The 20,608-nt window shown below is 64.1% G+C and carries 23 protein-coding genes; 5 read left to right on the top strand and 18 right to left on the bottom strand.

The window, feature by feature from the left end; translation table 11 throughout:
• Nucleotides 1-11: 11 nt before the first annotated feature.
• From ACXAJT_RS07235 to ACXAJT_RS07210, 6 genes are all read right to left on the bottom strand, one after another.
• The gene (locus tag ACXAJT_RS07235; RefSeq protein WP_475169312.1) at nt 12-476 is read right to left on the bottom strand and encodes a PTS sugar transporter subunit IIA; all 465 of its coding nucleotides are present in this window, start codon (nt 474-476) and stop codon (nt 12-14) included.
• Between the two features lie 57 nt (nt 477-533).
• Nucleotides 534-1,100, bottom strand: coding sequence for a ribosome hibernation-promoting factor, HPF/YfiA family (gene hpf / locus ACXAJT_RS07230; RefSeq protein WP_475234247.1), 567 nt, complete (start codon nt 1,098-1,100; stop codon nt 534-536).
• Nucleotides 1,101-1,351: 251 nt separating this feature from the next.
• Nucleotides 1,352-2,110 (bottom strand): LPS export ABC transporter ATP-binding protein, encoded by a 759-nt coding sequence (lptB, locus tag ACXAJT_RS07225; protein WP_475234245.1) that lies wholly within the window; start codon nt 2,108-2,110, stop codon nt 1,352-1,354.
• The gene (gene lptA / locus ACXAJT_RS07220) at nt 2,110-2,619 is read right to left on the bottom strand and encodes a lipopolysaccharide transport periplasmic protein LptA (protein ID WP_475234243.1); all 510 of its coding nucleotides are present in this window, start codon (nt 2,617-2,619) and stop codon (nt 2,110-2,112) included. Before lptA ends, lptB begins: the two co-directional genes overlap by 1 nt.
• A gap of 7 nt (nt 2,620-2,626) precedes the next feature.
• Nucleotides 2,627-3,226 (bottom strand): LPS export ABC transporter periplasmic protein LptC, encoded by a 600-nt coding sequence (lptC, locus tag ACXAJT_RS07215; protein ID WP_475234241.1) that lies wholly within the window; start codon nt 3,224-3,226, stop codon nt 2,627-2,629.
• Nucleotides 3,227-3,229: 3 nt separating this feature from the next.
• Nucleotides 3,230-3,844 (bottom strand): ribonuclease D, encoded by a 615-nt coding sequence (locus ACXAJT_RS07210; protein WP_475234239.1) that lies wholly within the window; start codon nt 3,842-3,844, stop codon nt 3,230-3,232.
• Between the two features lie 900 nt (nt 3,845-4,744).
• Between ACXAJT_RS07210 and ACXAJT_RS07205 the strand changes: the two genes are divergently transcribed.
• The gene (locus ACXAJT_RS07205) at nt 4,745-5,437 is read left to right on the top strand and encodes a sugar transferase (protein ID WP_475234237.1); all 693 of its coding nucleotides are present in this window, start codon (nt 4,745-4,747) and stop codon (nt 5,435-5,437) included.
• Nucleotides 5,438-5,573: 136 nt separating this feature from the next.
• Here ACXAJT_RS07205 and ACXAJT_RS07200 read toward each other — a convergent pair whose 3' ends face one another.
• A complete protein-coding gene (locus ACXAJT_RS07200) occupies nt 5,574-6,224 on the bottom strand; it encodes a YiaD family glycine zipper/OmpA-like lipoprotein (RefSeq protein WP_475234235.1) in 651 nt (216 codons plus the stop codon).
• 131 nt (nt 6,225-6,355) lie between these two features.
• Nucleotides 6,356-7,219, bottom strand: a complete 864-nt coding sequence (locus tag ACXAJT_RS07195; protein ID WP_475234233.1) for a methylated-DNA--[protein]-cysteine S-methyltransferase — start codon at nt 7,217-7,219, stop codon at nt 6,356-6,358.
• 155 nt (nt 7,220-7,374) lie between these two features.
• Here ACXAJT_RS07195 and nth point away from each other — a divergent pair, with 155 nt between their 5' ends.
• Nucleotides 7,375-8,019, top strand: coding sequence for an endonuclease III (gene nth / locus ACXAJT_RS07190; protein WP_475234232.1), 645 nt, complete (start codon nt 7,375-7,377; stop codon nt 8,017-8,019).
• Complete coding sequence (locus ACXAJT_RS07185; protein WP_475234231.1) at nt 8,016-9,005, top strand: adenosine kinase; 990 nt, start codon at nt 8,016-8,018, stop codon at nt 9,003-9,005. The genes nth and ACXAJT_RS07185 overlap by 4 nt, the downstream gene beginning before the upstream one ends.
• An 86-nt stretch (nt 9,006-9,091) precedes the next feature.
• Here ACXAJT_RS07185 and polA read toward each other — a convergent pair whose 3' ends face one another.
• Together polA and mbfA are read right to left on the bottom strand one after the other, a co-directional pair.
• The gene (gene polA, locus ACXAJT_RS07180; protein WP_475234229.1) at nt 9,092-11,905 is read right to left on the bottom strand and encodes a DNA polymerase I; all 2,814 of its coding nucleotides are present in this window, start codon (nt 11,903-11,905) and stop codon (nt 9,092-9,094) included.
• Nucleotides 11,906-12,150: 245 nt separating this feature from the next.
• A complete protein-coding gene (gene mbfA, locus ACXAJT_RS07175) occupies nt 12,151-13,125 on the bottom strand; it encodes an iron exporter MbfA (protein ID WP_475234227.1) in 975 nt (324 codons plus the stop codon).
• Between the two features lie 151 nt (nt 13,126-13,276).
• On the opposite strand from mbfA, the gene ACXAJT_RS07170 reads away from it, so the two are divergent.
• On the top strand, nt 13,277-13,894 hold the full coding sequence (locus ACXAJT_RS07170; protein ID WP_475234225.1) for a TetR/AcrR family transcriptional regulator: 618 nt from the start codon (nt 13,277-13,279) through the stop codon (nt 13,892-13,894).
• 9 nt (nt 13,895-13,903) lie between these two features.
• Here ACXAJT_RS07170 and ACXAJT_RS07165 read toward each other — a convergent pair whose 3' ends face one another.
• From ACXAJT_RS07165 to rpsM, 8 genes are all read right to left on the bottom strand, one after another.
• Entirely contained in the window at nt 13,904-14,611 is a 708-nt protein-coding gene (locus tag ACXAJT_RS07165) for an NYN domain-containing protein (protein WP_475234223.1), read from the bottom strand.
• 19 nt (nt 14,612-14,630) lie between these two features.
• Entirely contained in the window at nt 14,631-15,134 is a 504-nt protein-coding gene (locus ACXAJT_RS07160; RefSeq protein WP_475234222.1) for an N-acetyltransferase family protein, read from the bottom strand.
• Entirely contained in the window at nt 15,134-15,901 is a 768-nt protein-coding gene (locus tag ACXAJT_RS07155) for an ion transporter (protein WP_475234220.1), read from the bottom strand. Before ACXAJT_RS07155 ends, ACXAJT_RS07160 begins: the two co-directional genes overlap by 1 nt.
• Before the next feature lie 119 nt (nt 15,902-16,020).
• A complete protein-coding gene (locus tag ACXAJT_RS07150; RefSeq protein ID WP_475234219.1) occupies nt 16,021-17,148 on the bottom strand; it encodes an S-(hydroxymethyl)glutathione dehydrogenase/class III alcohol dehydrogenase in 1,128 nt (375 codons plus the stop codon).
• A 262-nt stretch (nt 17,149-17,410) separates the two neighbouring features.
• On the bottom strand, nt 17,411-17,836 hold the full coding sequence (gene rplQ, locus ACXAJT_RS07145) for a 50S ribosomal protein L17 (protein ID WP_475234217.1): 426 nt from the start codon (nt 17,834-17,836) through the stop codon (nt 17,411-17,413).
• 116 nt (nt 17,837-17,952) lie between these two features.
• Entirely contained in the window at nt 17,953-18,969 is a 1,017-nt protein-coding gene (locus tag ACXAJT_RS07140; protein ID WP_066104134.1) for a DNA-directed RNA polymerase subunit alpha, read from the bottom strand.
• Between the two features lie 115 nt (nt 18,970-19,084).
• Nucleotides 19,085-19,477, bottom strand: a complete 393-nt coding sequence (rpsK, locus tag ACXAJT_RS07135; RefSeq protein ID WP_066104130.1) for a 30S ribosomal protein S11 — start codon at nt 19,475-19,477, stop codon at nt 19,085-19,087.
• Between the two features lie 13 nt (nt 19,478-19,490).
• Nucleotides 19,491-19,859 (bottom strand): 30S ribosomal protein S13, encoded by a 369-nt coding sequence (gene rpsM, locus ACXAJT_RS07130; protein WP_475234215.1) that lies wholly within the window; start codon nt 19,857-19,859, stop codon nt 19,491-19,493.
• 321 nt (nt 19,860-20,180) lie between these two features.
• On the opposite strand from rpsM, the gene ACXAJT_RS07125 reads away from it, so the two are divergent.
• Nucleotides 20,181-20,573 carry a BLUF domain-containing protein gene (locus ACXAJT_RS07125; protein ID WP_475234214.1) on the top strand — a complete coding sequence of 131 codons (393 nt, stop codon included), beginning with the start codon at nt 20,181-20,183 and terminating at the stop codon, nt 20,571-20,573.
• Nucleotides 20,574-20,608 lie beyond the last annotated feature (35 nt).

Genomic DNA, 20,608 nt, shown 5'->3' with positions numbered 1-20,608 from the left:
GTACCGCCGGCTCAGGCCGCTTGCGACGAGCGGTCCTCTGTCAGCACCGCGTAGAGCGTTGCCGGATCCGGGTTCGCCCGCAGCTTGGTGCAAAGCGCCGCGTCACGCAGCGAGCGCGAGACCAGCGCTAGCGCCTTGAGGTGCTCGACCCCGGCGTCTTCGGGCGCGAAGAGCGCAAAGACCACATCCACCGGCTGCCGGTCCACCGCTTCGAACTCGACCGGCTTTTCCAGCAGGATGAATACCCCGTGGACCTGATCGATGCCCGGAATGCGCGCGTGCGGCAGCGCGACGCCATGGCCCACACCAGTGGGGCCAAGGCTCTCGCGTTCCATCAGCGCCTCGACGGCCGAGGCCGCATGGATGCCGTAGGCGGATTCGGCCAGCTCGGCGATGTCATGCATCAGCCGCTTCTTGCTGCTTGCCGCCGCGACGACCTTCACGGCCTGCGGTTTCAGGAGTTCAAGAAAGGTCATGGACCGCCCTTTACTGTCTGCTCGAAGGCGCCGATTCCACCGGCCAGTGTGCGACCCTTACGGATCGATCCAGCCGATGTTGCCGTCGTCACGCCGATACACGACGTTCACGCCATCCTTTTTCTCGTTGCGGAAGACCAGCACGGGAGCCCCGGCCAATTCCATCTGCATCACGGCTTCGCCCACGGTCAGCGACGGGATGGAGGTTTCCATCTCCGCCACAATAATGGGCTGCAGCGTATCGGGCTCGTTATCGTCGTGCGAGTCCTCTTCGCGCGCGAGGATATACGAGGCGGCGTTCTGGAGTTCAACGGGCTCCACGCGATCCTTGTGATGGTCTTTCAGGCGTCGCTTGTATCTGCGCAACTGCTTGTCGATCTTCTCGCAGCAGCCATCGAAGGCCGAATAGATCTCGGTGGCCTTATCCTTGGCCGAGGTTGTCAGCCCCGTCGAAAGGTGGACCGAGACCTCGCAGACGTATTCATGCGCGCTTTTGGAAAAGGTGATACTCGCATCGGTCGGACGGCCGGAATACTTCCCAAATACTCCATCAAGCTCTTGTTTTGTATGAGTTTGGAGCGCGTCGCCGATGTCGATCTGCTTACCCGTGATCTGATAGCGCATCTTTGTTCCTTCTCTCTTTGGATCCGTATCGCATCCAGCCCGGAGGCTGCCTCAGATGTGGTGCGGATCAGGGGTGACGCAAGGCCGCTGCAGAATGGATCCGGCGGCCCCTCTCCTCGGGGGACGCGTGTGCCGGATCTGCAGAAAAACGGTGCGTCATATCCTCATTTGAGGTCAGCACCCCCCGTTTTGTCAATGATCTGTCGCAAACTCGAGAGGGAAGAATAGGCGGAATTCCTCAAGGAATCGCTTTAGCTGATGCGGAAATTCTCGCCCAGATAAACCCGGCGCACGTTCTCGTTCTGCACCACTTCGGTCGGCGTGCCCGACATCAGAACCTGCCCGTCGTGCAGGATGTACGCCCGGTCGACGATCTCCAGCGTCTCGCGAACGTTATGGTCGGTGATCAGCACGCCAATGCCGCGCTTCTTAAGGTCGGCAACGAGGTGGCGGATATCGCCCACGCTGATCGGATCGACCCCGGCAAAGGGCTCGTCGAGCAGCAGGTACTTGGGGTTGGCGGCAAGGCAGCGGGCAATCTCGACCCGGCGCCGCTCGCCGCCCGACAGCGCCAGTGCGGGCGCGCGGCGCAGGTGTTCGATGGAAAAGCCGCCAAGCAGTTCTTCGAGCCTCTCGCGGCGGCGGTGGCGATCGCTCTCGGCGATGTCGAGCACCGCAGCGATATTGTCCTCGACCGACAGCCCTCGGAAGATCGACTTCTCCTGCGGCAGATAGCCGATACCCATGCGCGCGCGGCGGTACATCGGCAGATAGGTCACCTCGCGCCCGTCGATGCTGACTTGCCCGCCTTCGGGGTTCACCAGACCGGCGATCGAATAGAACGTCGTCGTCTTGCCGCAGCCATTCGGCCCGAGCAGCGCAACCACCTCACCGCGGTCGAGTTTCAGCGTCACGTCCTGAATCACAGTGCGCTTGCGGTAGCTTTTGCGCAGATGATCGACCCGCAGGCCATGACTGCCTTCGGTCACGGTAAGTTCGGGACGGACCATCAGTTCTGACCTTGCCCGCTGCCATCTTGGTTGATCACCGTCTGCACCCGCCCGGCCATCTGGGCGGTCCCATCCTCAAGGTTCACCACCATGCGTTCAGAGGTCAGCGCGTTCCCGCCTTGGGTCAGCAGTACGTCGCCGGTCATCACCACGGTGCCGGCGTCGATGTCGTAATCGGCGCGCTCGGCCTCGGCGGCTTCGTCGCCGTTCACCAGCGTGACGCCGCCAGTGGCTTCCATGCGCTGAATCCGCCCCGCGCCGCTTTCGCCCTCGGCGTAGACCACCAGCACGCGCGGTGCCGCCAAGCGCATCTCGCCCTGCCCGATGATCACATTGCCGGTGTAGAGCGCGGTGCCGTCGCTCTGGTTCACCTCCAACTGGTCCGCCGTCACCTCGACAGGGGCGCTGGTGTCCTGCTGCATTCCGCCGAACGCCACGCTGGTGCCCTGAGCAGACAGGGGGCTGACCAGCATGAGCAGCGCAATCATCGAGGCGGCAATGCGAAGCATAATGAACTCACTCAGTTTTCGGATCGTATATCAGCTTCACACCGTCCGTGAAAAGCAGATGCACGTCATCCTCTTTGCCCGAGGAGGTAATTTTCATCCTCCCGGCGGTCAAACGGCCCGCCGGCCCCTCGCCGCGGACCGGCGCCAGCGTCTCTGCCTCGATCCGGTCCAACGCGGTGCGCATCTCATCGGTGGTGATCACATAGCCGGTCGAACTGGTGATCCGCACGCCCTGCTGCAGCAGCGCCGCCTGCGTGCCGTCGCTCATCGTCGCGAGGTTCGCATCGAGCGTGATCCGGCTGCCGTCGGTCAGGTCCATCGTGGCAAAAAAGCCGTCCGCCTCCAGTTCGCCCCCCGCCCCGCCGGTGGGGCGCGCGCGCTCTGCGGTCATTGTCACCGAGTCGCCGCGGGTGGTCGTGCCCGAGTACTGCGGCGCCGCCACCTGCTCAGACTCGGGCATGTTCCCTTCGGCAAAGGGGATGTCCTGCGAGGTCTGCGAGCCGCGCGACAGCAGGAACAGCGTGGAAAGCGACGCCAGCGCCACCAGCGGCAGCAGGATCTTCAGCCACGCGATGAAGCTGGAATATGAGTCGCGGCGCTGTGCCATGAGTCAGGAATGCGCAAAGATGTCGGTGTCGGCCCATCCCAGCAAATCAAGCTTCGCCCGCGTCGGCAGGAAGTCGAAGCACGATTGCGCCAGCTCGCTCCGGCCTTCGCGGGCCAGCATGCCGTCCAGCGCATCGCGCAGGCGGTGCAGATGCAAGACGTCCGAGGCCGCATAGTCGATCTGCGCCTGCTTCAGCTCGGGCGCGCCCCAGTCGCTGGACTGCTGCTGCTTGGAGATATCGACGCCGAGAAGTTCCTGCGCGATGTTCCGCAGCCCATGGCGATCAGTGTAGGTGCGCACCAGACGGCTGGCGATCTTGGTGCAATAGACCGGTGCGGCCAGCGCGCCGAACGTGTTGTACATCGCGGCAATGTCGAACCGGCCGAAATGGAACAGTTTGAGCACCTCCGGGTTCTCTAGCAGACGGCACAGGTTCGGCGCTTCGGTCTGCCCGCGCGCCACCTGAACCAGATGCGCATCCCCGTCGCCAGCCGACAGCTGCACAACACAGAGCCGGTCGCGATGCGGGTTGAGCCCCATGGTCTCGCAATCGATGGCCACCACGGGACCAAGGTCCAGCCCGTCCGGCAGATCGCCCTGATAGAGATGGTTCGCCATACTGATCCCTTTGACTTCGCCCGCCCGCGCGTACGCGCGTTTGCTCGCACATAGGCCTCTGCCGCGCGCCATGCAACTGCGGCGGACGCGGCAAGATCGCCACATTCACCCCAACTCTGACCGCACATTGTGACGAGATTCGTACGTATTACGACCAAAACCGGGCGAAACGACGCGATGATTCGGGCACGCTCATCGCCAACCACATCAAACTGTAACATTCCGTGATCTGACGAAATCGCCTCTTGCGTGTCCTCCCTGCAAACGCCCGCACCTCGCCGCCTGTCCGCGCCGCGACCGAGAGATTTCGGCTAAACCCACCGCTACTGTTTCCACAGCAGCGCTCTCCGAACGGCGAGATCGAGGCGAAAGCCGGTCCATTCACCACGATCTAGAAACCATTCTCGAAATGCCTACATTTTGACCACCCGCTTGCAACAGATCGCCCGACAAGGCGCCAAGCACCGTTTCCATTTCGCGCGCATTCGACGCCATCGAAAGCACGGCTTCCCCATCCCCCAAGCCCCCTTCCCGGCCCCGAAAGATGCTTATTCACAGGGGCTTGCAGTAAGCCCCCAAGGCCCACCGGATCACCTCAAGATTGCGTTCCAAAGCTTGAGTTGACGATGTCTCGCCTCAGGCTCATAACCATTCTTGTCGGGCGGATGCCTTGTTTCCGCCACATAACGGCACTTGGGGGTTGGTGCTTCCACTTTGGGAGTGTTTGTGAGTCTGCTGAACGTCGCTGAGGACTGAACATCTGAAACATTGATGCGCCTGCCGGGCAGGTCTCTATCGCGATGCCGCGTGGCACCGCGCCAAGATCCTGCATCCTGAGGTGATCCTTGGCACAAGTGCCGTCTTGCATAGCTTCCGTCGATGAACCTCGGGGAGGTCGAATTGACGATGCATGCCCACCAACCGCCCCACGCAGCGGTGGACTTTGAAAACCTGATCGACGAGGCGCTGACCCGCGCCCCGTATCACGCTGCATATCGCAACGCTTTCAAGCGGGTCCTCGATATCGCTTTGGTTCTAATCGTGGCTCTGCCTGTGCTTCCGATCGTGCTGCTCTGCGCCGCGCTCGTGGCGCGCGACGGTCACGCGCCGCTCTACCTGCAGCGCCGTGTCGGGCGCAACGGGCGGGTCTTCCGCATGTGGAAACTGCGCACGATGGTGCCGAACGCAGACTGCCTGCTCGCCGCGCATCTGCGCAGCAACCCGCACGCTCGCGCCGAATGGAACAGAAACCAGAAGCTGCGCCACGATCCCCGCATCACCCCCATCGGCCGCGTGCTGCGCAAGACCTCGGTGGATGAGCTGCCGCAACTGTGGAACGTGCTGCGCGGCGAGATGTCACTGGTTGGACCGCGCCCGATTATGGTCGAGCAAACCTCGATCTACCCCGGCACCGCCTATTACGCGCTGCGCCCGGGCATCACCGGTTTCTGGCAAACGTCGGTGCGCAACGAAGCCAGCTTTGCCGAGCGCGCGCAGTTCGACACCGCCTATCTCTCCGAAATGTCCTTCGGCACCGACATCAAAGTGCTGCTGCGGACGCTCAAGGTGGTCTGTCGCGGCACTGGCTGCTAATCGCCCGCCCTTGGGATCAACGGCCCCCGCTTCGGCGGGGGCATTTTTTTGCGCGCAGGACAGCAGCAAGCCCCAAAGCAAAGGGCGCCCGAGTTTCCCCGGACGCCCCCTGAAATGTCTCTGCGGCGACCCGAAATCAGGCGTTCGGCAGGATGACGATCTCGACGCGGCGGTTCTGCTGCTTGCCTTCCGGCGTCAGGTTCGACGCGATCGGCTGGTCTTCGCCACGACCGATCGACTGGATGCGCGAGGAAGAGACGCCCTGCTGCATCAGCAGCGACGCCACCGAAGCCGCGCGGCGCTGCGACAGCGACTGGTTGTAAGCGGCGGCGCCGTCGCTGTCGGTGTGGCCGACGACCTGAACGGTGGTGTTCGGGTATTCCAGCAGGCTGCGGCCGACGGTGGAAATATCGCCCTGCAGGTCCGGGCGCAGCGAGGCGCTGTCGGTGGCGAACAGGATGTCCTGCGGCATGGTGACGATCAGGCGGTCACCGGTGTTGGTGATGCCGACGTTGTTGCCCAGTTGCTGGCGCAGCGCCGCTTCTTGCTTGTCGAGGTTGTTGCCGATCAGGCCACCCGCGATGGCACCGGCGGCGGCACCGGCCAGCGCGTTCTTGGTGGCGTCGGAGTTGTTGCCGCCGATCGCGCGGCCCGCGACGGCGCCGCCAAGCGCACCGATCAGAGCGCCGTTCTTTGCCTGACGGTTGGGATCGCTCACGTCGGTACAGGCGGTCAGCGCCAACGCGCCGGCGAGAGTGAGAATGACAGAAGTCTTTGCCCGGAACATGTAATGCCTCGTTTCGTTGGCCCAATCTTGGGTGTGCCCCAGTTATAGTGTGCAACGCGCCTGAGCCAATGGCGGCCTGCACACATTGTCGGCAGATCCCCGCCCATGCATGTCATAGTATTTCGGCGTTTTCAGGCCGGCAGTTCTGTCTCGGCAGCCTCCAGCCGCGCCGCCTCCCACGCTAGGATGGCGCGCTTCACCGGCAGCCCCCAGTGATAGCCCCCGAGCCCGCCCGACTTACGCAATGCGCGGTGGCAGGGGATCAGCAGCGAGACCGGGTTGCGCCCCACCGCCGTGCCCACGGCGCGTACCGCGCGGGGGCTGCCGATGGCCTCGGCGATCTCGGAATAACTGGTGACATGGCCGGTCGGGATGCGCATCAGCGCCTCCCAGACCTTGATCTGGAATGGCGCCCCTATGAGGTAGATCGGCACCTCCCCCTCCTGCTGCACGCCAAAGGCCGTCAGCACCCAAGGCCGCAGGAACATCGGGTCCTCAACGAACTCCGCCTGCGGCCACCGCGAGAGCAGGTCGCGGAAGGTTTCCTCCTCGCCTGCCTCGGCGGCGAAGCCCATGCCACAGATGCCCTTCTCGGTGCCCATGACCAGCGCCGGGCCGAAGGGGCTCTCGAACCAGCCCCAGAAGATCGTCAGCCCCGCCCCGCCCTTGGCAAACTCGCCGGGGCTCATCGCCTCCCAGCGCAGGAAGAGGTCGTGCAACCGCCCGCCCCCCGACAGCCCCGCCGCATGCGCCGTCTCGAGCGTCGAGAAGCGCTCGGACAGCAGTGCCTTGGCATGGCCAAGCGCGAGATACTGCTGGAAGCGCTTCGGCGAGACCCCGGCCCAGCGGGAGAAGACCCGCTGGAAATGCGCCGGGCTCATGTCCATCTCGGCGGCCAGCCGCTCCAGCGTCATCTGCGGCCCGCCCGCATCGATCAGTTCGATCGCCCGGCGCATGACGTTGAAGTGGTACCCCTGCTGTGCAAGCTCGCCCATTGCGGCCTCCCGATGCTCTTGGCCATTGGAATAGCGGGAAACGGGTATCGCGCGCGACCCGAATGTTGCGCAAGCGGCGCGGGACGGCCGTGCGTATTTGCCAAAGAGAAGAAGCCGGACTTGCGGCACAGGGCCCGGCGTTGCATAGCTCTGGCATGGCCAAGCAGCTTGATTATCATACGATCCGCGAGATCTTCACCCGCTTCCACGCCTCAGAGCCGGAGCCGAAAGGGGAGCTTGATCACGTCAACGCCTATACGCTGGTGGTGGCCGTCGCCCTGTCGGCGCAGGCCACCGACGCCGGGGTGAACCGCGCCACGCATGAGCTGTTCAAGATCGCCGACACGCCCGAGAAGATGCTCGCCCTTGGCGAAGAGGGCGTGACCCAACACATCAAGACCATCGGCCTTTACCGCAACAAGGCCAAGAACGTCATCAAGCTGTCGAAGATCCTCGTCGAGGACTACGGCGGCGAGGTGCCCTGTTCACGCGCCGCGCTGGAGAGCCTGCCCGGCGTCGGGCGCAAGACCGCCAACGTGGTGCTGAACATGTGGTGGCACTACCCGGCGCAGGCGGTGGACACACATATCTTCCGCTTCGGCAATCGCTCGGGCGTCTGCCCCGGCAAAGACGTGGTCGCCGTCGAGCGCGCCATCGAAGACAATATCCCTGTGGATTTCCAGCAGCACGCGCATCACTGGATGATCCTGCACGGACGCTACACCTGCGTCGCGCGCAAGCCCAAATGCGGGGCCTGCCTGATCCGCGACCTCTGCCAATTCGAGGAAAAGACCCTATGAAAAAGTATCAGGTTGTCGGCATCGGCAACGCCATCGTCGACGTGCTGACCCGGGCGGACGACTCGTTCCTCGAGCACATGGGCATCACCAAGGGCATCATGCAACTGGTCGAGCGCGACCGCGCCGAACTGCTTTACGGGGCCATGGACGGCCGCGTGCAGGCCCCCGGTGGCTCTGTGGCCAATACGCTCGCGGGGCTGGGCAACCTCGGGCTGCGCACCGCCTTCATCGGCCGGGTGCATGACGACGCGCTGGGGCGGTTCTACGCCGAGGCGATGGAGAAGGACGGCACCGCTTTCGTCAACCCGCCGGTGCCCGGTGGCGAACTGCCGACCTCGCGCTCGATGATCTTCGTCTCGCCCGATGGCGAGCGCTCGATGAACACCTACCTTGGCATCTCCGCCGAGCTTGGGCCCGATGATGTCGACGAGGCAGTGGCAGCCGAGGCCGAGATCGTCTTTCTCGAGGGCTACCTCTTCGACAAGGACAAGGGCAAGGACGCCTTCATCCGCCTCGCCCGCGCCTGCCGCGCCGCCGGAGGCAAGGCCGGGATCGCCATCTCCGACCCGTTCTGCGTCGAGCGCCACCGCGAGGACTTCCTGCAACTCATCGAGCACGAGATGGACTATGTGATCGGCAATGAGGCCGAGATCCGCTCGCTCTATCAGGATGACTCACTGGAGGCCGACCTCGCCCGCGTCGCGGCGATCTGCCCGCTGGTGATCTGCACCCGCTCGGGCGACGGGGTGACGATCATGCGCGACGGCGTGCGCACCGATGTGCCGGTGACCAAGATCGTGCCCGTCGATGCCACCGGCGCGGGCGACCAGTTCGCCGCCGGCTTCCTCTACGGTCTTGCCAGCGGCACCGACATGGAGACCGCGGGCCGCATGGGCACCGTGGCCGCCACCGAGGTGATCAGCCACATGGGTCCGCGCCCCGAGGCCAGCCTGCCCGAGCTGTTCAAGCAAGCCGGGCTGCTCTGAAGCCGCTGTGCCCCAGACGCGACCGCTGAAACAAGAAACGGCGTCCCCGCGGGGACGCCGTTTTTCTTTGCCGGACCGCCCCCGGTTCAGTGCGCCTCGGCCCAGTTCGCCCCCTGCCCGGCATCCACGACCAGCGGCACGTCGAGCTTCACCACCGGCTCGGCGGCACCCTCCATCACCTCGCGCGCGGTGGCGATGAGCTTGTCGACGCCGTCTTCTTCAACTTCGAAGATCAGTTCGTCGTGAACCTGCAGCAGCATCTTGGCGGGCAGCCCCTCGATGGCGGCGGGCATGCGGATCATTGCGCGGCGGATGATGTCCGCCGCCGTGCCCTGGATCGGCGCGTTGATCGCGGCGCGACGGGCAAAGCCCGAGCGTGGGCCCTTGGCGTTGATCTCGGGCGTGTGGATCACCCGCCCGAACAGCGTCTCGACCCGGTCGTGTTCCTTGGCGAAGGCGATGGTGTCATCCATGTAAGTCTTGATGCCCGGGAAACGCTCGAAGTAGCGGTCGATGAAGGCCTGCGCCTCGCCGCGCGGGATGCGCAGGTTGCGCGCAAGGCCAAATCCCGAGATGCCGTAGATGACGCCGAAGTTGATCGCCTTGGCGCGGCGCCGCACTTCCGAGGTCATCTCGTCCATCGGCACGCCGAACATCTCCGACGCGGTCATCGCGTGAATGTCCTGCCCGTCGCGGAAGGCCTGCTTGAGCGCGTCGATATCGGCCATATGGGCAAGGATGCGCAGTTCGATCTGACTGTAGTCAAGCGCCACCATCACCTTGCCCTCGGGCGCGACGAAGGCCTCGCGAATGCGCCGCCCCTCTTCCGAGCGCACCGGGATGTTCTGCAGGTTCGGCTCGGTCGAGGCGAGCCGCCCGGTGTTGGCCCCGGCGATCGAATAGGAGGTGTGCACCCGCCCGGTCTCGGCGTTGATGTGCTCCTGCAGTGCGTCGGTATAGGTCGACTTCAGCTTCTGCAGCTGGCGGTAGTCCAGTACGCGCGCGGCGAAGTCATGCTCGGTGGCCAGATCCTCCAGCACCTCGGCGGGGGTCGACCATGCGCCGGTCTTGGTCTTCTTGCCGCCCTCGAGCCCCATCTCGGCAAAGAGAATCTCGCCCACCTGCGCCGGCGAGTTGACGTTGAACGAATGGCCCGCCAGTTCGTGCAGTTCGGCCTCAAGCCCTGCCATCTTCTGCGCGAAAGCGGTCGACATGCGCGACAGCGTACCGCGATCCACCTGCACCCCGGCCAGTTCCATTTGCGCCAGCACCGGCACCAGCGGGCGCTCGGTGCCCTCGTAGACGCGGGTGACGCGCGCCTGATGCAGCCGCGGCTTCAGCAGCTTCCACAGGCGCAGGGTGATGTCGGCGTCTTCGGCGGCGTATTTCACCGCCTCCGCCACCGGTACCCGGTCGAAGGTGATCATCTTCTTGCCCGAGCCCAGCAGGTCCTTGATCGGGATCGGCGTGTGGCCAAGGTAGCGTTCCGACAGCGTGTCCATGCCGTGGCCATGCAGACCGGCGTGCAGCGCGTAAGAGATCAGCATGGTGTCGTCGATCGGCGCGACGCCGATGCCGTAGCGCGACAGCACCTTGGCATCGTACTTCATGTTCTGGCCGATCTTCATCACCGCCGGGTCTTCGAGCAGCGGCTTGAGCAGGTCCAGCGCGGCATTCATCGCCATCTGCCCCTCGGCCAGATCGTCCGAACCGAAAAGATCGCTTTCGCCGCCCGCCGCGCGATGCGCCAGCGGGATGTAGCAGGCCTGTCCCGGCTCGATCGCCAGCGACACGCCGACCAGGTCGCAGGTCATCTCGTTGAGGCCGGTGGTCTCGGTGTCCACTGCCACCCAGCCGCGCTGCCGCGCCTGCGCGATCCACGGCGCGAGGTCCTCGGCGGTCTTCACCCATGTGTAGGCCTCAGGGTCGATCGGCGGCATCTCGGGCGCGTCGCCGGATGCGGGGGTGTCCGCCGCCGGGGCCTTGGCCTCGGTGATCACCGGTGCCTCGGCGCCAAGCGCATTGGCAATTCGCTTGGTCAGTGTGCTGAACTCCATCTCCGCAAGGAAGGCGAGCAACTTATCGGGATCGGGATCCTGCACTTCCAGATCGTCGAGGGTGAAATCCAGCGGCGTCTCGCAGTCGAGCTGCACCAGTTTCTTCGACAGCTCGATCTGGTCGCGCTTGTCGATCAGCGTCTGGCGCCGCTTGGGCTGCTTGATCTCTTCAGCCCGATCGAGAAGCTCTTCGAGCGAGCCATACTCGTTGATCAGCAGCGCCGCGGTCTTGATGCCGATGCCCGGCGCGCCCGGTACGTTGTCGACCGAGTCGCCGGCCAGCGCCTGCACATCGACCACCCGCTCGGGCGCGACGCCGAATTTCTCCATCACCCCGTCACGGTCGATGCGGCGGTTCTTCATCGCGTCGAGCATCTCGACGCCGTCGCCGACCAGTTGCATCAGGTCCTTGTCCGACGAGATGATCGTGACGCGCCCGCCCGCCTCGCGCGCCTGACACGACAGCGTGGCGATGATGTCGTCGGCCTCGTACCCCTCAAGCTCCTTGCAGGCGATGTTGAAGGCGATGGTGGCCTCGCGGGTGAGCGGGATCTGCGGACGCAGGTCCTCCGGCATCGCCTCGCGGTTGGCCTTGTACTGATCGTAGAGATCGTTGCGGAAGGTGTGGCTGCCCTTGTCGAAGATCACCGCCACATGGGTCGGTGCATCGGGGCCAGAGCTGTCCTCGACGTATTTCTGCAGCATGTTGCAAAAGCCGCTGACCGCACCGATGGGCAGCCCGTCGGACTTGCGGGTGAGCGGCGGCAGCGCGTGGTAGGCGCGGAAGATGAAGGCCGATCCGTCGATCAGATGCAGATGGCAGCCCTTGCCGAACTGGGTCATGGTGCGTCTCCTTGGCGTCCGCGCTTTTGCACGGGTGGTTTGCCATGACCGGGCGCAGGGTGCCAGAGGCGATCGCGGGGCATCGGCGGTTCCGGGGGCGCTGCCCCCGCCGCGCTGCGCGCGGCTCCCCCGGGATATTTCCGTCTAGACGAAGGCCCGAGCCCGCCTGCGGCTTCGTCTAGACCCAAATATCCCCGCCGGAGGCAGGCCGGGCGGCGCAGCCGAGATGCGTCTGCGGCATGGGCTCAGCCGCTGCCGATGAGCACCCCTGCCGCCAGAACCAGTGCACCGCCAAGGACCACCTGCGTCGCGGCGCGCAGGAAGGGAGTCTGCATGTAGCGCTTCTGAATCCACGCAATGGCCCAGAGTTCGAAGAACACGATGACCCACGCGAGGATCGTCGCCGTCCAGAAATGCGGGATGAGATAGGGCAGCGCATGGCCAAGCCCGCCTAGCGTGGTCATCACGCCAGAGGCGATGCCGCGCTTGACCGGCGAGCCACGCCCCGACAGTTCGCCGTCGTCCGACGCAGCCTCGGTGAACCCCATGGAAATGCCCGCCCCGACCGAGGCGGCGAGGCCGACCAGAAAGGTCGTCCACGTGTCCTGCGTGGCGAAGGCCGTGGCGAAAATCGGCGCCAGCGTCGAAACCGAGCCATCCATCAGCCCCGCCAGCCCCGGCTGCACCCACGTCAGCACGAACTGGCGGTGCGCCATGCGGTCCTCGCTCTCGCGCGCGTCACCGCCCAGATGCGCCGTGGCAAGCTCTCCGGCCCGCTCCTCGTGGCCGGCCTCCGCCGCCGCCAGATCCCCCAGAAGTTTGCGCGTTGCCGCGTCGCTGCTGCGCTTGGCAGCCTCGACGTAGAAACGTTCGGCGTCGCGCTCCATCGCCTCGGCCTCGTCGCGGATGCGTTCGAGCGACAGGTTTTGCACCAGCCACACCGGGCGCCGGGCGTAGAAGCCCGCCACATGCTCGCGGCGGATCAGCGGAATCACCTCGCCAAACCGCATGCGATGCAGGTTGATCAACGCCCGGCGGTGGCCATCCTCCTCCTCGGCCATACCGTCGAAGACCGCGGCCGTGTCGGGATAATCGGTGCGCAGCCTGTCTGCATAGGAGCGGTAGATACGGGCATCGTCCTCTTCGGAGGAGATTGCCAGCGCGAGCACCTCCTGCTCGCTCAGGTCGCGGAAATGACGCCGCTGGGTGAAGAAACGCATGGGAGAACTCCGGGACTCAGCAGTTTAGAATAATTCTAATCTAGAGAAATACGGCTTCGGAGCAAGGCGGCAGACTGTCACGTCTTCAGGCATCTTGCTTGCCCGAACTGAACCGCGCAGTTTATGCTGCTGTGCACAAAGGAGCAGCCCGATGAGGACCGAAACAGCCGGTGTGCGCCGCGGGCGGAAGTTCGAGCAAGTGCTGGACGGCGCGCGGGCGATCTTTCTCCGAGACGGGTTCGAGGGGGCGAATGTCGACGAGATCGCGCGCACGGCGGGGGTCTCCAAGGCCACCCTCTACAGCTATTTCCCCGACAAGCGACTTCTGTTCATGGAGGTGGCCAGCCGGCAGTGCGCGATGCAGGCCGAGCGCGCCACCACCACCATCGACCCGGCGCAGCCGCCCGAGCGGGTGTTGCCACCTGTCGCGCGCGCCTTCCTCGAATTCGTGCTGTCGGACACCGGGCAGCGCATCTTTCGCATCTGCATCGCCGAGGCCGACCGCTTCCCCGATCTAGGGCAGCAGTTTTACCAAAGCGGCCCGATGACCATGCGCAGCAAGCTGACCGATTATCTGGAATTGTCGGCGGCCCGCGGTGAGCTGCGCATCGACGATCTGGAATTCGCCGCCGACCAATTCATCGAGCTGTGCAAGGCCGGCATCTGGACACGCACCATCTTTGGCGTCGGCGCCCGCCCCGGCGCCGCCGAGGTCGACCGAACGGTGCAGGGCGCGGTGACCACCTTCCTTGCCCGTTACGGCGTCTGAGCGCCGGGCTCAGTCGAGCCGCCGCACCAGCAACTGGTTGCCGGGCCCGCGCTTGGTCTCAAAAACCTTCAGTTCGTCCACCAGATCCGACAGCTTGCGCTTGCCATAGCTGCGGGTGTCGAAATCGGGATTGGCCGCGGTTATGAACTGCCCCAGCTGGCCCAGCGTGTACCAATCATCCTCTTGCTCGATGGCGTCCATCGCGGTGAAGATGAGGTTGCGCGCATCCTCGAGGCTGCCGCTTTTCTGCGGCTTGATGCCCGCCGCCTTCTCCGGCGCGCTGTCGAGGTTTTCAAGGAAGATGAACCGCTTGCAGGCTTTGCGGAAGGCATCCGGCGTCTTTTGCATGCCCATGCCGTAAACATCGAGACCCTGCTCGCGGATGCGGCTGGCAAGCCGGGTGAAATCGCTGTCGGAACTGACCAGCACAAAGCCGTCGAAACGACCCGAGTGCATCAGGTCCATCGCGTCGATCACCAACGCGATGTCGCTGGCGTTCTTGCCCACGGTGTTGGCCGGCTGGTGGTGCGGCACGAGGCCGAACTCGGCGGTGACCTTCGACCAGCCCGCCATTTGCTGGCTGGAAAAATCGCCGTAGCAGCGGCGCACGCTGGCCTCGCCCAGACTGGCCAGTTCGTCGAAGATCGCCTTGGCGTATTTCGGTGAGGTGTTGTCGGCGTCGATCAGGACCGCCAGCAGGCGGGTGTCGTCTCGCATTTCTGTCTCCTTCGCGGGCTCAACTGCCCGCAAGCGTCTTGTACATGACCAGCGCATCCACGTCGCCCTGCGCGGGGTGATGAAAGGCACCGGGGAGGCGGCCAACGATATCGAAGCCCGCCTTCTGCCAGGTCTCGACCGCACGCGTGTTGGTCGAGACCACGAAATTGAACTGCATCGCCCGGAAGCCCAGCTGCAGCGCGATCTGAAGCGAATGCGCGAGCATCTTGCGCGCGATCCCCTTGCCCCGCGCATCTGCCGCAGTGACATAGCCACAGTTGCACACATGCGACCCGCCACCCTTCTGGTTGCGCACGATATAATAGGTGCCCAGCAGGCGCGCCCCGTCGGTCATCACAAAGACCCGGCGTTCCGGGCCCGTCCAATAGGCGATCGCCGCCTCGCGCGTGATATCGGGATCGATGGCATAGGTGTCACCGGCGCGAAACACCGGCTCCAGCATCTGCCAAAGCGCCTCGGCGTCTTCGGTCGCGTAGGGGCGCACCTCCAGCGTCTCGCTCATCAATTCTGCCCTTCGGTCTCGATATGGATGACCTCACCGCAATGCTTGCAGTGGATCGCGTCGGCGTCATGCAGGCGCAGCCCGCAGGTTGTACAGGTCTTCTTCACCTTGATCGGGCGGAACAGAACCTGCGCGAGCCGCAGGAACAGGGTGACACCGCAGATCATCACCACCACCGAGATCACCCGCCCCCACGAGCCGTCGAGCGTGATGTCGCCATAGCCGGTGGTGGTCAGCGTCGTCACAGTGAAATAGAGCGCGTCGGCGTAATTGTTGATGTCGTCATTGCTGCGGTACTGCAGCGCATAAACCAGCCCGGTCATAACGAAGAGGAAGACCGTCAGGTTCACCACGGCGACAAGCACGTCCTCGTTTTGGCGGAAGAACTTGAAGTCCTCACGCAACCGCTTGCTGAGCTGATAGGTGTGCAGCAGCCGCAAGGTGCGCAGCACCCGCAAGAAGCCAAGCCCTTCGCCCGCCAGCGGCGCAAGGAACGACACCATCGACACAAGGTCAGCGACCGTCGCGGGGCTGAACAGAAACGGGGTCTTGCGTGGCGCGATCCAAAGCCGCGCGAGAAAATCCGTCAGGATCACCACGCCAAAGGCGACGTCTATGGTCTCTACAATCCGCCCGTGGTCGGTGAAGGACGTGCCGATGACGAAGATGACGGTAAAGATATCGAAGGCCAGAAGCGCGTAGCGAAACCGGTGCGCCCGGTCACTGCCGCCCTCGTAGAGTTCCTTCAGCTTGTCGCGCAGGCTCATCACCGCCGTCCCCTGTCTGGCATCTTGCAGCTATAGGGTGGCGCGGGACTCCCGGCAAGCCAAGCGCCTGCCGGAAGAATTTTCGTCTCGGCCCAAGGGCCGGCGGCGCAGTGCCGGTCTCAGAACTCGACGACCGCGCGGATCGATTTGCCCTCGTGCATCAGATCAAAGCCGTGGTTGATCTCGTCGAGGGTCAGCTTGTGGGTGATCATCGGGTCGATCTCGATCTTGCCGTCCATGTACCAGTCGACGAACTTCGGCACATCGGTGCGGCCCTTGGCGCCGCCAAACGCCGTGCCCTTCCAGACTCGGCCCGTCACCAGCTGGAACGGACGGGTGCTGATTTCGGCCCCGGCCGGCGCCACGCCGATGATCACCGACACGCCCCAGCCGCGGTGCGAGCATTCCAGCGCGTCGCGCATCACCTGCACGTTGCCGGTGGCGTCGAAGCTGTAATCCACCCCGCCGATCTGGTCGCGCTCGGTCTTGGTCAGATCGATGATCGCCTGCTTGGTGTCCTCGACCTTCGACGGGTTCACGAAATGGGTCATGCCGAACTTGCGGGCCATCTCGGCCTTGTCGTCATTGAGATCAACGCCGATGATCATGTCGGCACCGGCCATGCGCAGCCCCTGGATCACGTTGAGGCCAATGCCGCCCAGACCGAACACCGCCGCCGTGGAGCCGATCTCGACGCCCGCGGTGTTGATCACCGCGCCGATGCCGGTGGTGACGCCGCAGCCGATGTAGCAGATCTTGTCGAAGGGCGCGTCGTCGCGCACCTTGGCCAGCGCGATCTCCGGCATCACCGTGTGGTTGGCGAAGGTGGAGCAGCCCATGTAGTGATGGATCGGCGTGCCATCGAGCATCTTGAAGCGGGTGGTGCCATCGGGCATCAGCCCCTGCCCTTGGGTATTGCGGATCGCGGTGCAGAGGTTGGTCTTGCCCGACAGGCACGACGGACACTCGCGGCACTCGGGGGTATAAAGCGGGATGACGTGATCGCCGGGCTGCAACGTGGTGACGCCCTCGCCCACCTCCAGCACCACCCCGGCGCCCTCATGGCCAAGGATGGCCGGGAAGATGCCCTCGGGGTCGGCGCCCGACCGGGTGAACTCGTCAGTGTGGCACAGGCCGGTGGCCTTCACCTCCACCAGCACCTCGCCAGCCTTCGGGCCATCAAGCTCCACGTCCATAATCTCGAGCGGTTTGCCGGCTTCCAGCGCCACGGCTGCACGGGTTCTCATGATCTTTGTCCTTCCAGCAGGGAATGCAATGGGCCGCAGCTAGCTTCGGCTTTCCTGCGGCTGCAAGCGGTTATGCGCCCCCAGCCCGAAATTTCACGCCACACCCCGGTTTTCGTTGTTCAACGAATACGCAGCCCGCCACTGGGACCGCGCTTTCATCTTTCCCAAAATACTCACCGCCACGCTCCACCAAAGGCGCGGCGCAAAAGAAAAGGGCCCCACCGTTGCCGGCAGCGCCCAGGTCTCTCGAAGAGAGAAAATCTTATTCGGCGTCAGCCAGGGCCTCTTCGGCTTCGAGGCGGGCCTTGTCGGCAGCGCCTTTGGCATCGACGTCGCGGTCGACGAACTCGATGATCGCCATCGGCGCCATGTCACCATAGCGGAAGCCGGCTTTCAGGATGCGGATGTAGCCGCCCTGACGCTCTGCGTAGCGCGGGCCAAGCACGTCAAAAAGCTTTGCAACGTGCATGTCCTGCTTGAGCTGCGCGGCAGCCTGACGGCGGGCGTGGACGTCGCCGCGCTTGCCGAGGGTGACGAGCTTTTCCACCACGCGGCGCAGTTCTTTCGCCTTGGGCAGGGTGGTTTTGATCTGCTCATGCTCGATGAGCGAGCCGGCCATGTTTGCCCACAGCGCCTTGCGGTGCTCGTGGGTACGGTTCAGGCGGCGGTAACCTTTTGCGTGACGCATTTTCTATCTCCAGATACGTGTTTTGCTTTGTCCGGAACCCCATGCGTGCGGGGCTCTCTCCTTGGGGCGGAATGCCCTTGTGTGAAAGGCGGGGTCTCCCCCGCCCTTCGGTTGGCTCAGAACTGGTCTTCCAGCTTCTTCGCCAGATCTTCGATGTTGTCCGGCGGCCAGTCCTCGACGTCCATGCCAAGGTGCAGACCCATGCCCGACAGCACTTCTTTGATCTCGTTCAGCGACTTGCGGCCGAAGTTCGGGGTGCGGAGCATCTCGGCTTCGGTCTTCTGGATGAGATCGCCGATGTAGACGATGTTGTCGTTCTTCAGGCAGTTCGCCGAACGCACGGACAGTTCCAGTTCGTCCACTTTCTTCAGCAGAAGCGGGTTGAACTCGAGACCATCGTCGTCGTCCTGACGGCCAGCGGATTCGGGCTCTTCGAAGTTCACGAAGATCGACAGCTGATCCTGCAGGATGCGGGCGGCAAATGCGATCGCGTCCTCGGGCGTGACCGAACCGTCGGTCTCGACCTTCATGGTCAGCTTGTCATAGTCCAGAACCTGACCTTCACGGGTCGGCTGCACGTCGTAGGCGACCTTCTTGACCGGCGAGTAGATCGCATCGATCGGGATCAGGCCGATGGGGGCGTCTTCGGGCTTGTTCTTGTCAGCCGAGACGTAGCCCTTGCCGGTGTTGACGGTCAGTTCCACGTAGAAGTCCGCGCCCTCGTCGAGGTGGCAGATCACGTGATCCTTGTTCAGCACGTCGATGCCCGCGGTTTCGGCGATGTCCGCCGCGGTTACCACGCCCGGACCTTTTGCGGTCAGGCTAAGACGCTTCGGGCCTTCGACTTCCATGCGGAGAGCCACACCCTTGAGGTTCAGGATGATGTCGGTGACATCTTCCCGCACGCCGGCAACCGACGAGAACTCGTGCAGCACGTTGTCGATCTGCACAGAGGTGATTGCCGCGCCCTGAAGGCTCGACAACAGGACCCGACGCAGCGCGTTGCCGAGGGTCAGGCCGAAGCCACGCTCGAGCGGTTCTGCGACGAGGGTCGCAACGCGGGTAGGATCGGCGCCGGGGCGAACCTCCAGCTGGGTCGGCTTGATAAGTTCAGCCCAGTTCTTGTGGATCATGCGTCCCTCCATTCCAGTCCGTGCCCCATGTCCAAAGGCGCGGACGCCCGAGGTTGAAATGACGAAGGCAGGGCCCCGCGCACAAGGCGAGGCCCCACCTCATAAGTAAGTCCGATCAGACGCGACGACGCTTCGGCGGACGGCAACCGTTGTGAGCAATCGGCGTCACGTCGCGGATCGACGTGATGTTGAAGCCCGCGGCAGCCAGAGCGCGCAGAGCCGATTCACGACCCGAACCGGGGCCCTGAACTTCGACTTCCAGCGTCTTCACACCATGTTCCTGCGCCTTGCGGCCAGCATCTTCGGCGGCGAGCTGAGCAGCATAAGGGGTCGACTTACGCGAGCCCTTGAAGCCCATGGTGCCAGCGGACGACCAGGAGATCGCATTGCCTTGCACGTCCGAGATCAGGATCTTGGTGTTGTTGAACGAGGAGTTAACATGCGCCACGCCTGCGGCGATGTTCTTGGAGACCTTCTTCTTGCCTCCGCGACGGGTATCACGTGCCATTGGTCAGCCTCCCTTATTTCTTCTTGCCAGCGATGGGCTTTGCGGGGCCCTTACGCGTGCGAGCGTTGGTGTGGGTCCGCTGACCGCGGACGGGGAGGTTGCGACGGTGCCGCAGGCCACGGTAGCAGCCAAGGTCCATCAGGCGCTTGACGTTCATCTGCGTCTCACGGCGGAGGTCGCCTTCGACGGTGAAGTTTGCGTCGATGTGCTCGCGGATCGCCAGAACTTCGGCGTCCGACAGCTCGTTCACGCGACGGGTCACGTCGATGTTCACGGCGTCACAGATGGCTTTGGCGGAGGTGTCGCCGATACCGGTGATGTAGGTCAGGGCGATCGGCACCCGTTTGTGGGTCGGGATGTTAACGCCGGCAATACGTGCCAAGTGTCTATTCCTTTCGTTGCGGTTCCGTAGCTCCAGAACCTTTTTTCACAACATCAGCCCGAGGCACGCAGGCGCCGCCGGGCTTTCCGCTGATGAGGTGATCTGCAAGACAGGCGCGGCCCGGCTCGCAAACTGAGTCTCGATTAGAGATGGGAGTGGGTATGAGGATTCGTAAGGAGCGTCAAGCCCCATTCGGGAACCATTCTCGATCCCCATCGTTTACAGTCTCATGCAGGTCACGACAACCCTTCCCCAAACCCTCGGTAGGCACCCTGCCCTCTCGATTTGCGTCGCGCAACCCTGCGCAGGACTGGGAGATCAATGATTTACCAATTGCTCTACACGAGCCGCTCACTGTTTCCGCAGCGTCACACATCCGATGTGGACATCATGACCAAGGCGATCGACCGCAATCTGCTGCTTGGGGTGACCGGCTGTCTGCTGCGCGAGGAAGATGGGTTTTGCCAAGTGCTCGAAGGGGCGCGCAGCACCGTGCGGGGCCTGTTCGAGGAGATTCGCGAGGACCACCGCCACTTTTCGGTGGTCGAACGGATCAACAGGCACATCCCTACCCGCATGTTCCCGGACTGGTCGATGGCCTACGGCGCGATGTCGGCGCAGGATCGCAGGTACTTGTCGAGGCTTTACGCGGGCGAAGGGCGAAACCTGTCGGTTGCCTTCAGCCGTGTCCGAGAGATCGCCGGAGCCGCCTGAGGCGGTGGACACATTGGGGGCGCTTGCGCCCTTTT

This window comes from Salipiger sp. ABF4_146 (assembly GCF_056161345.1).
Note: the sequence above shows the minus strand (reverse complement) of the source record. Positions and strands in the feature narration are given on the sequence as shown.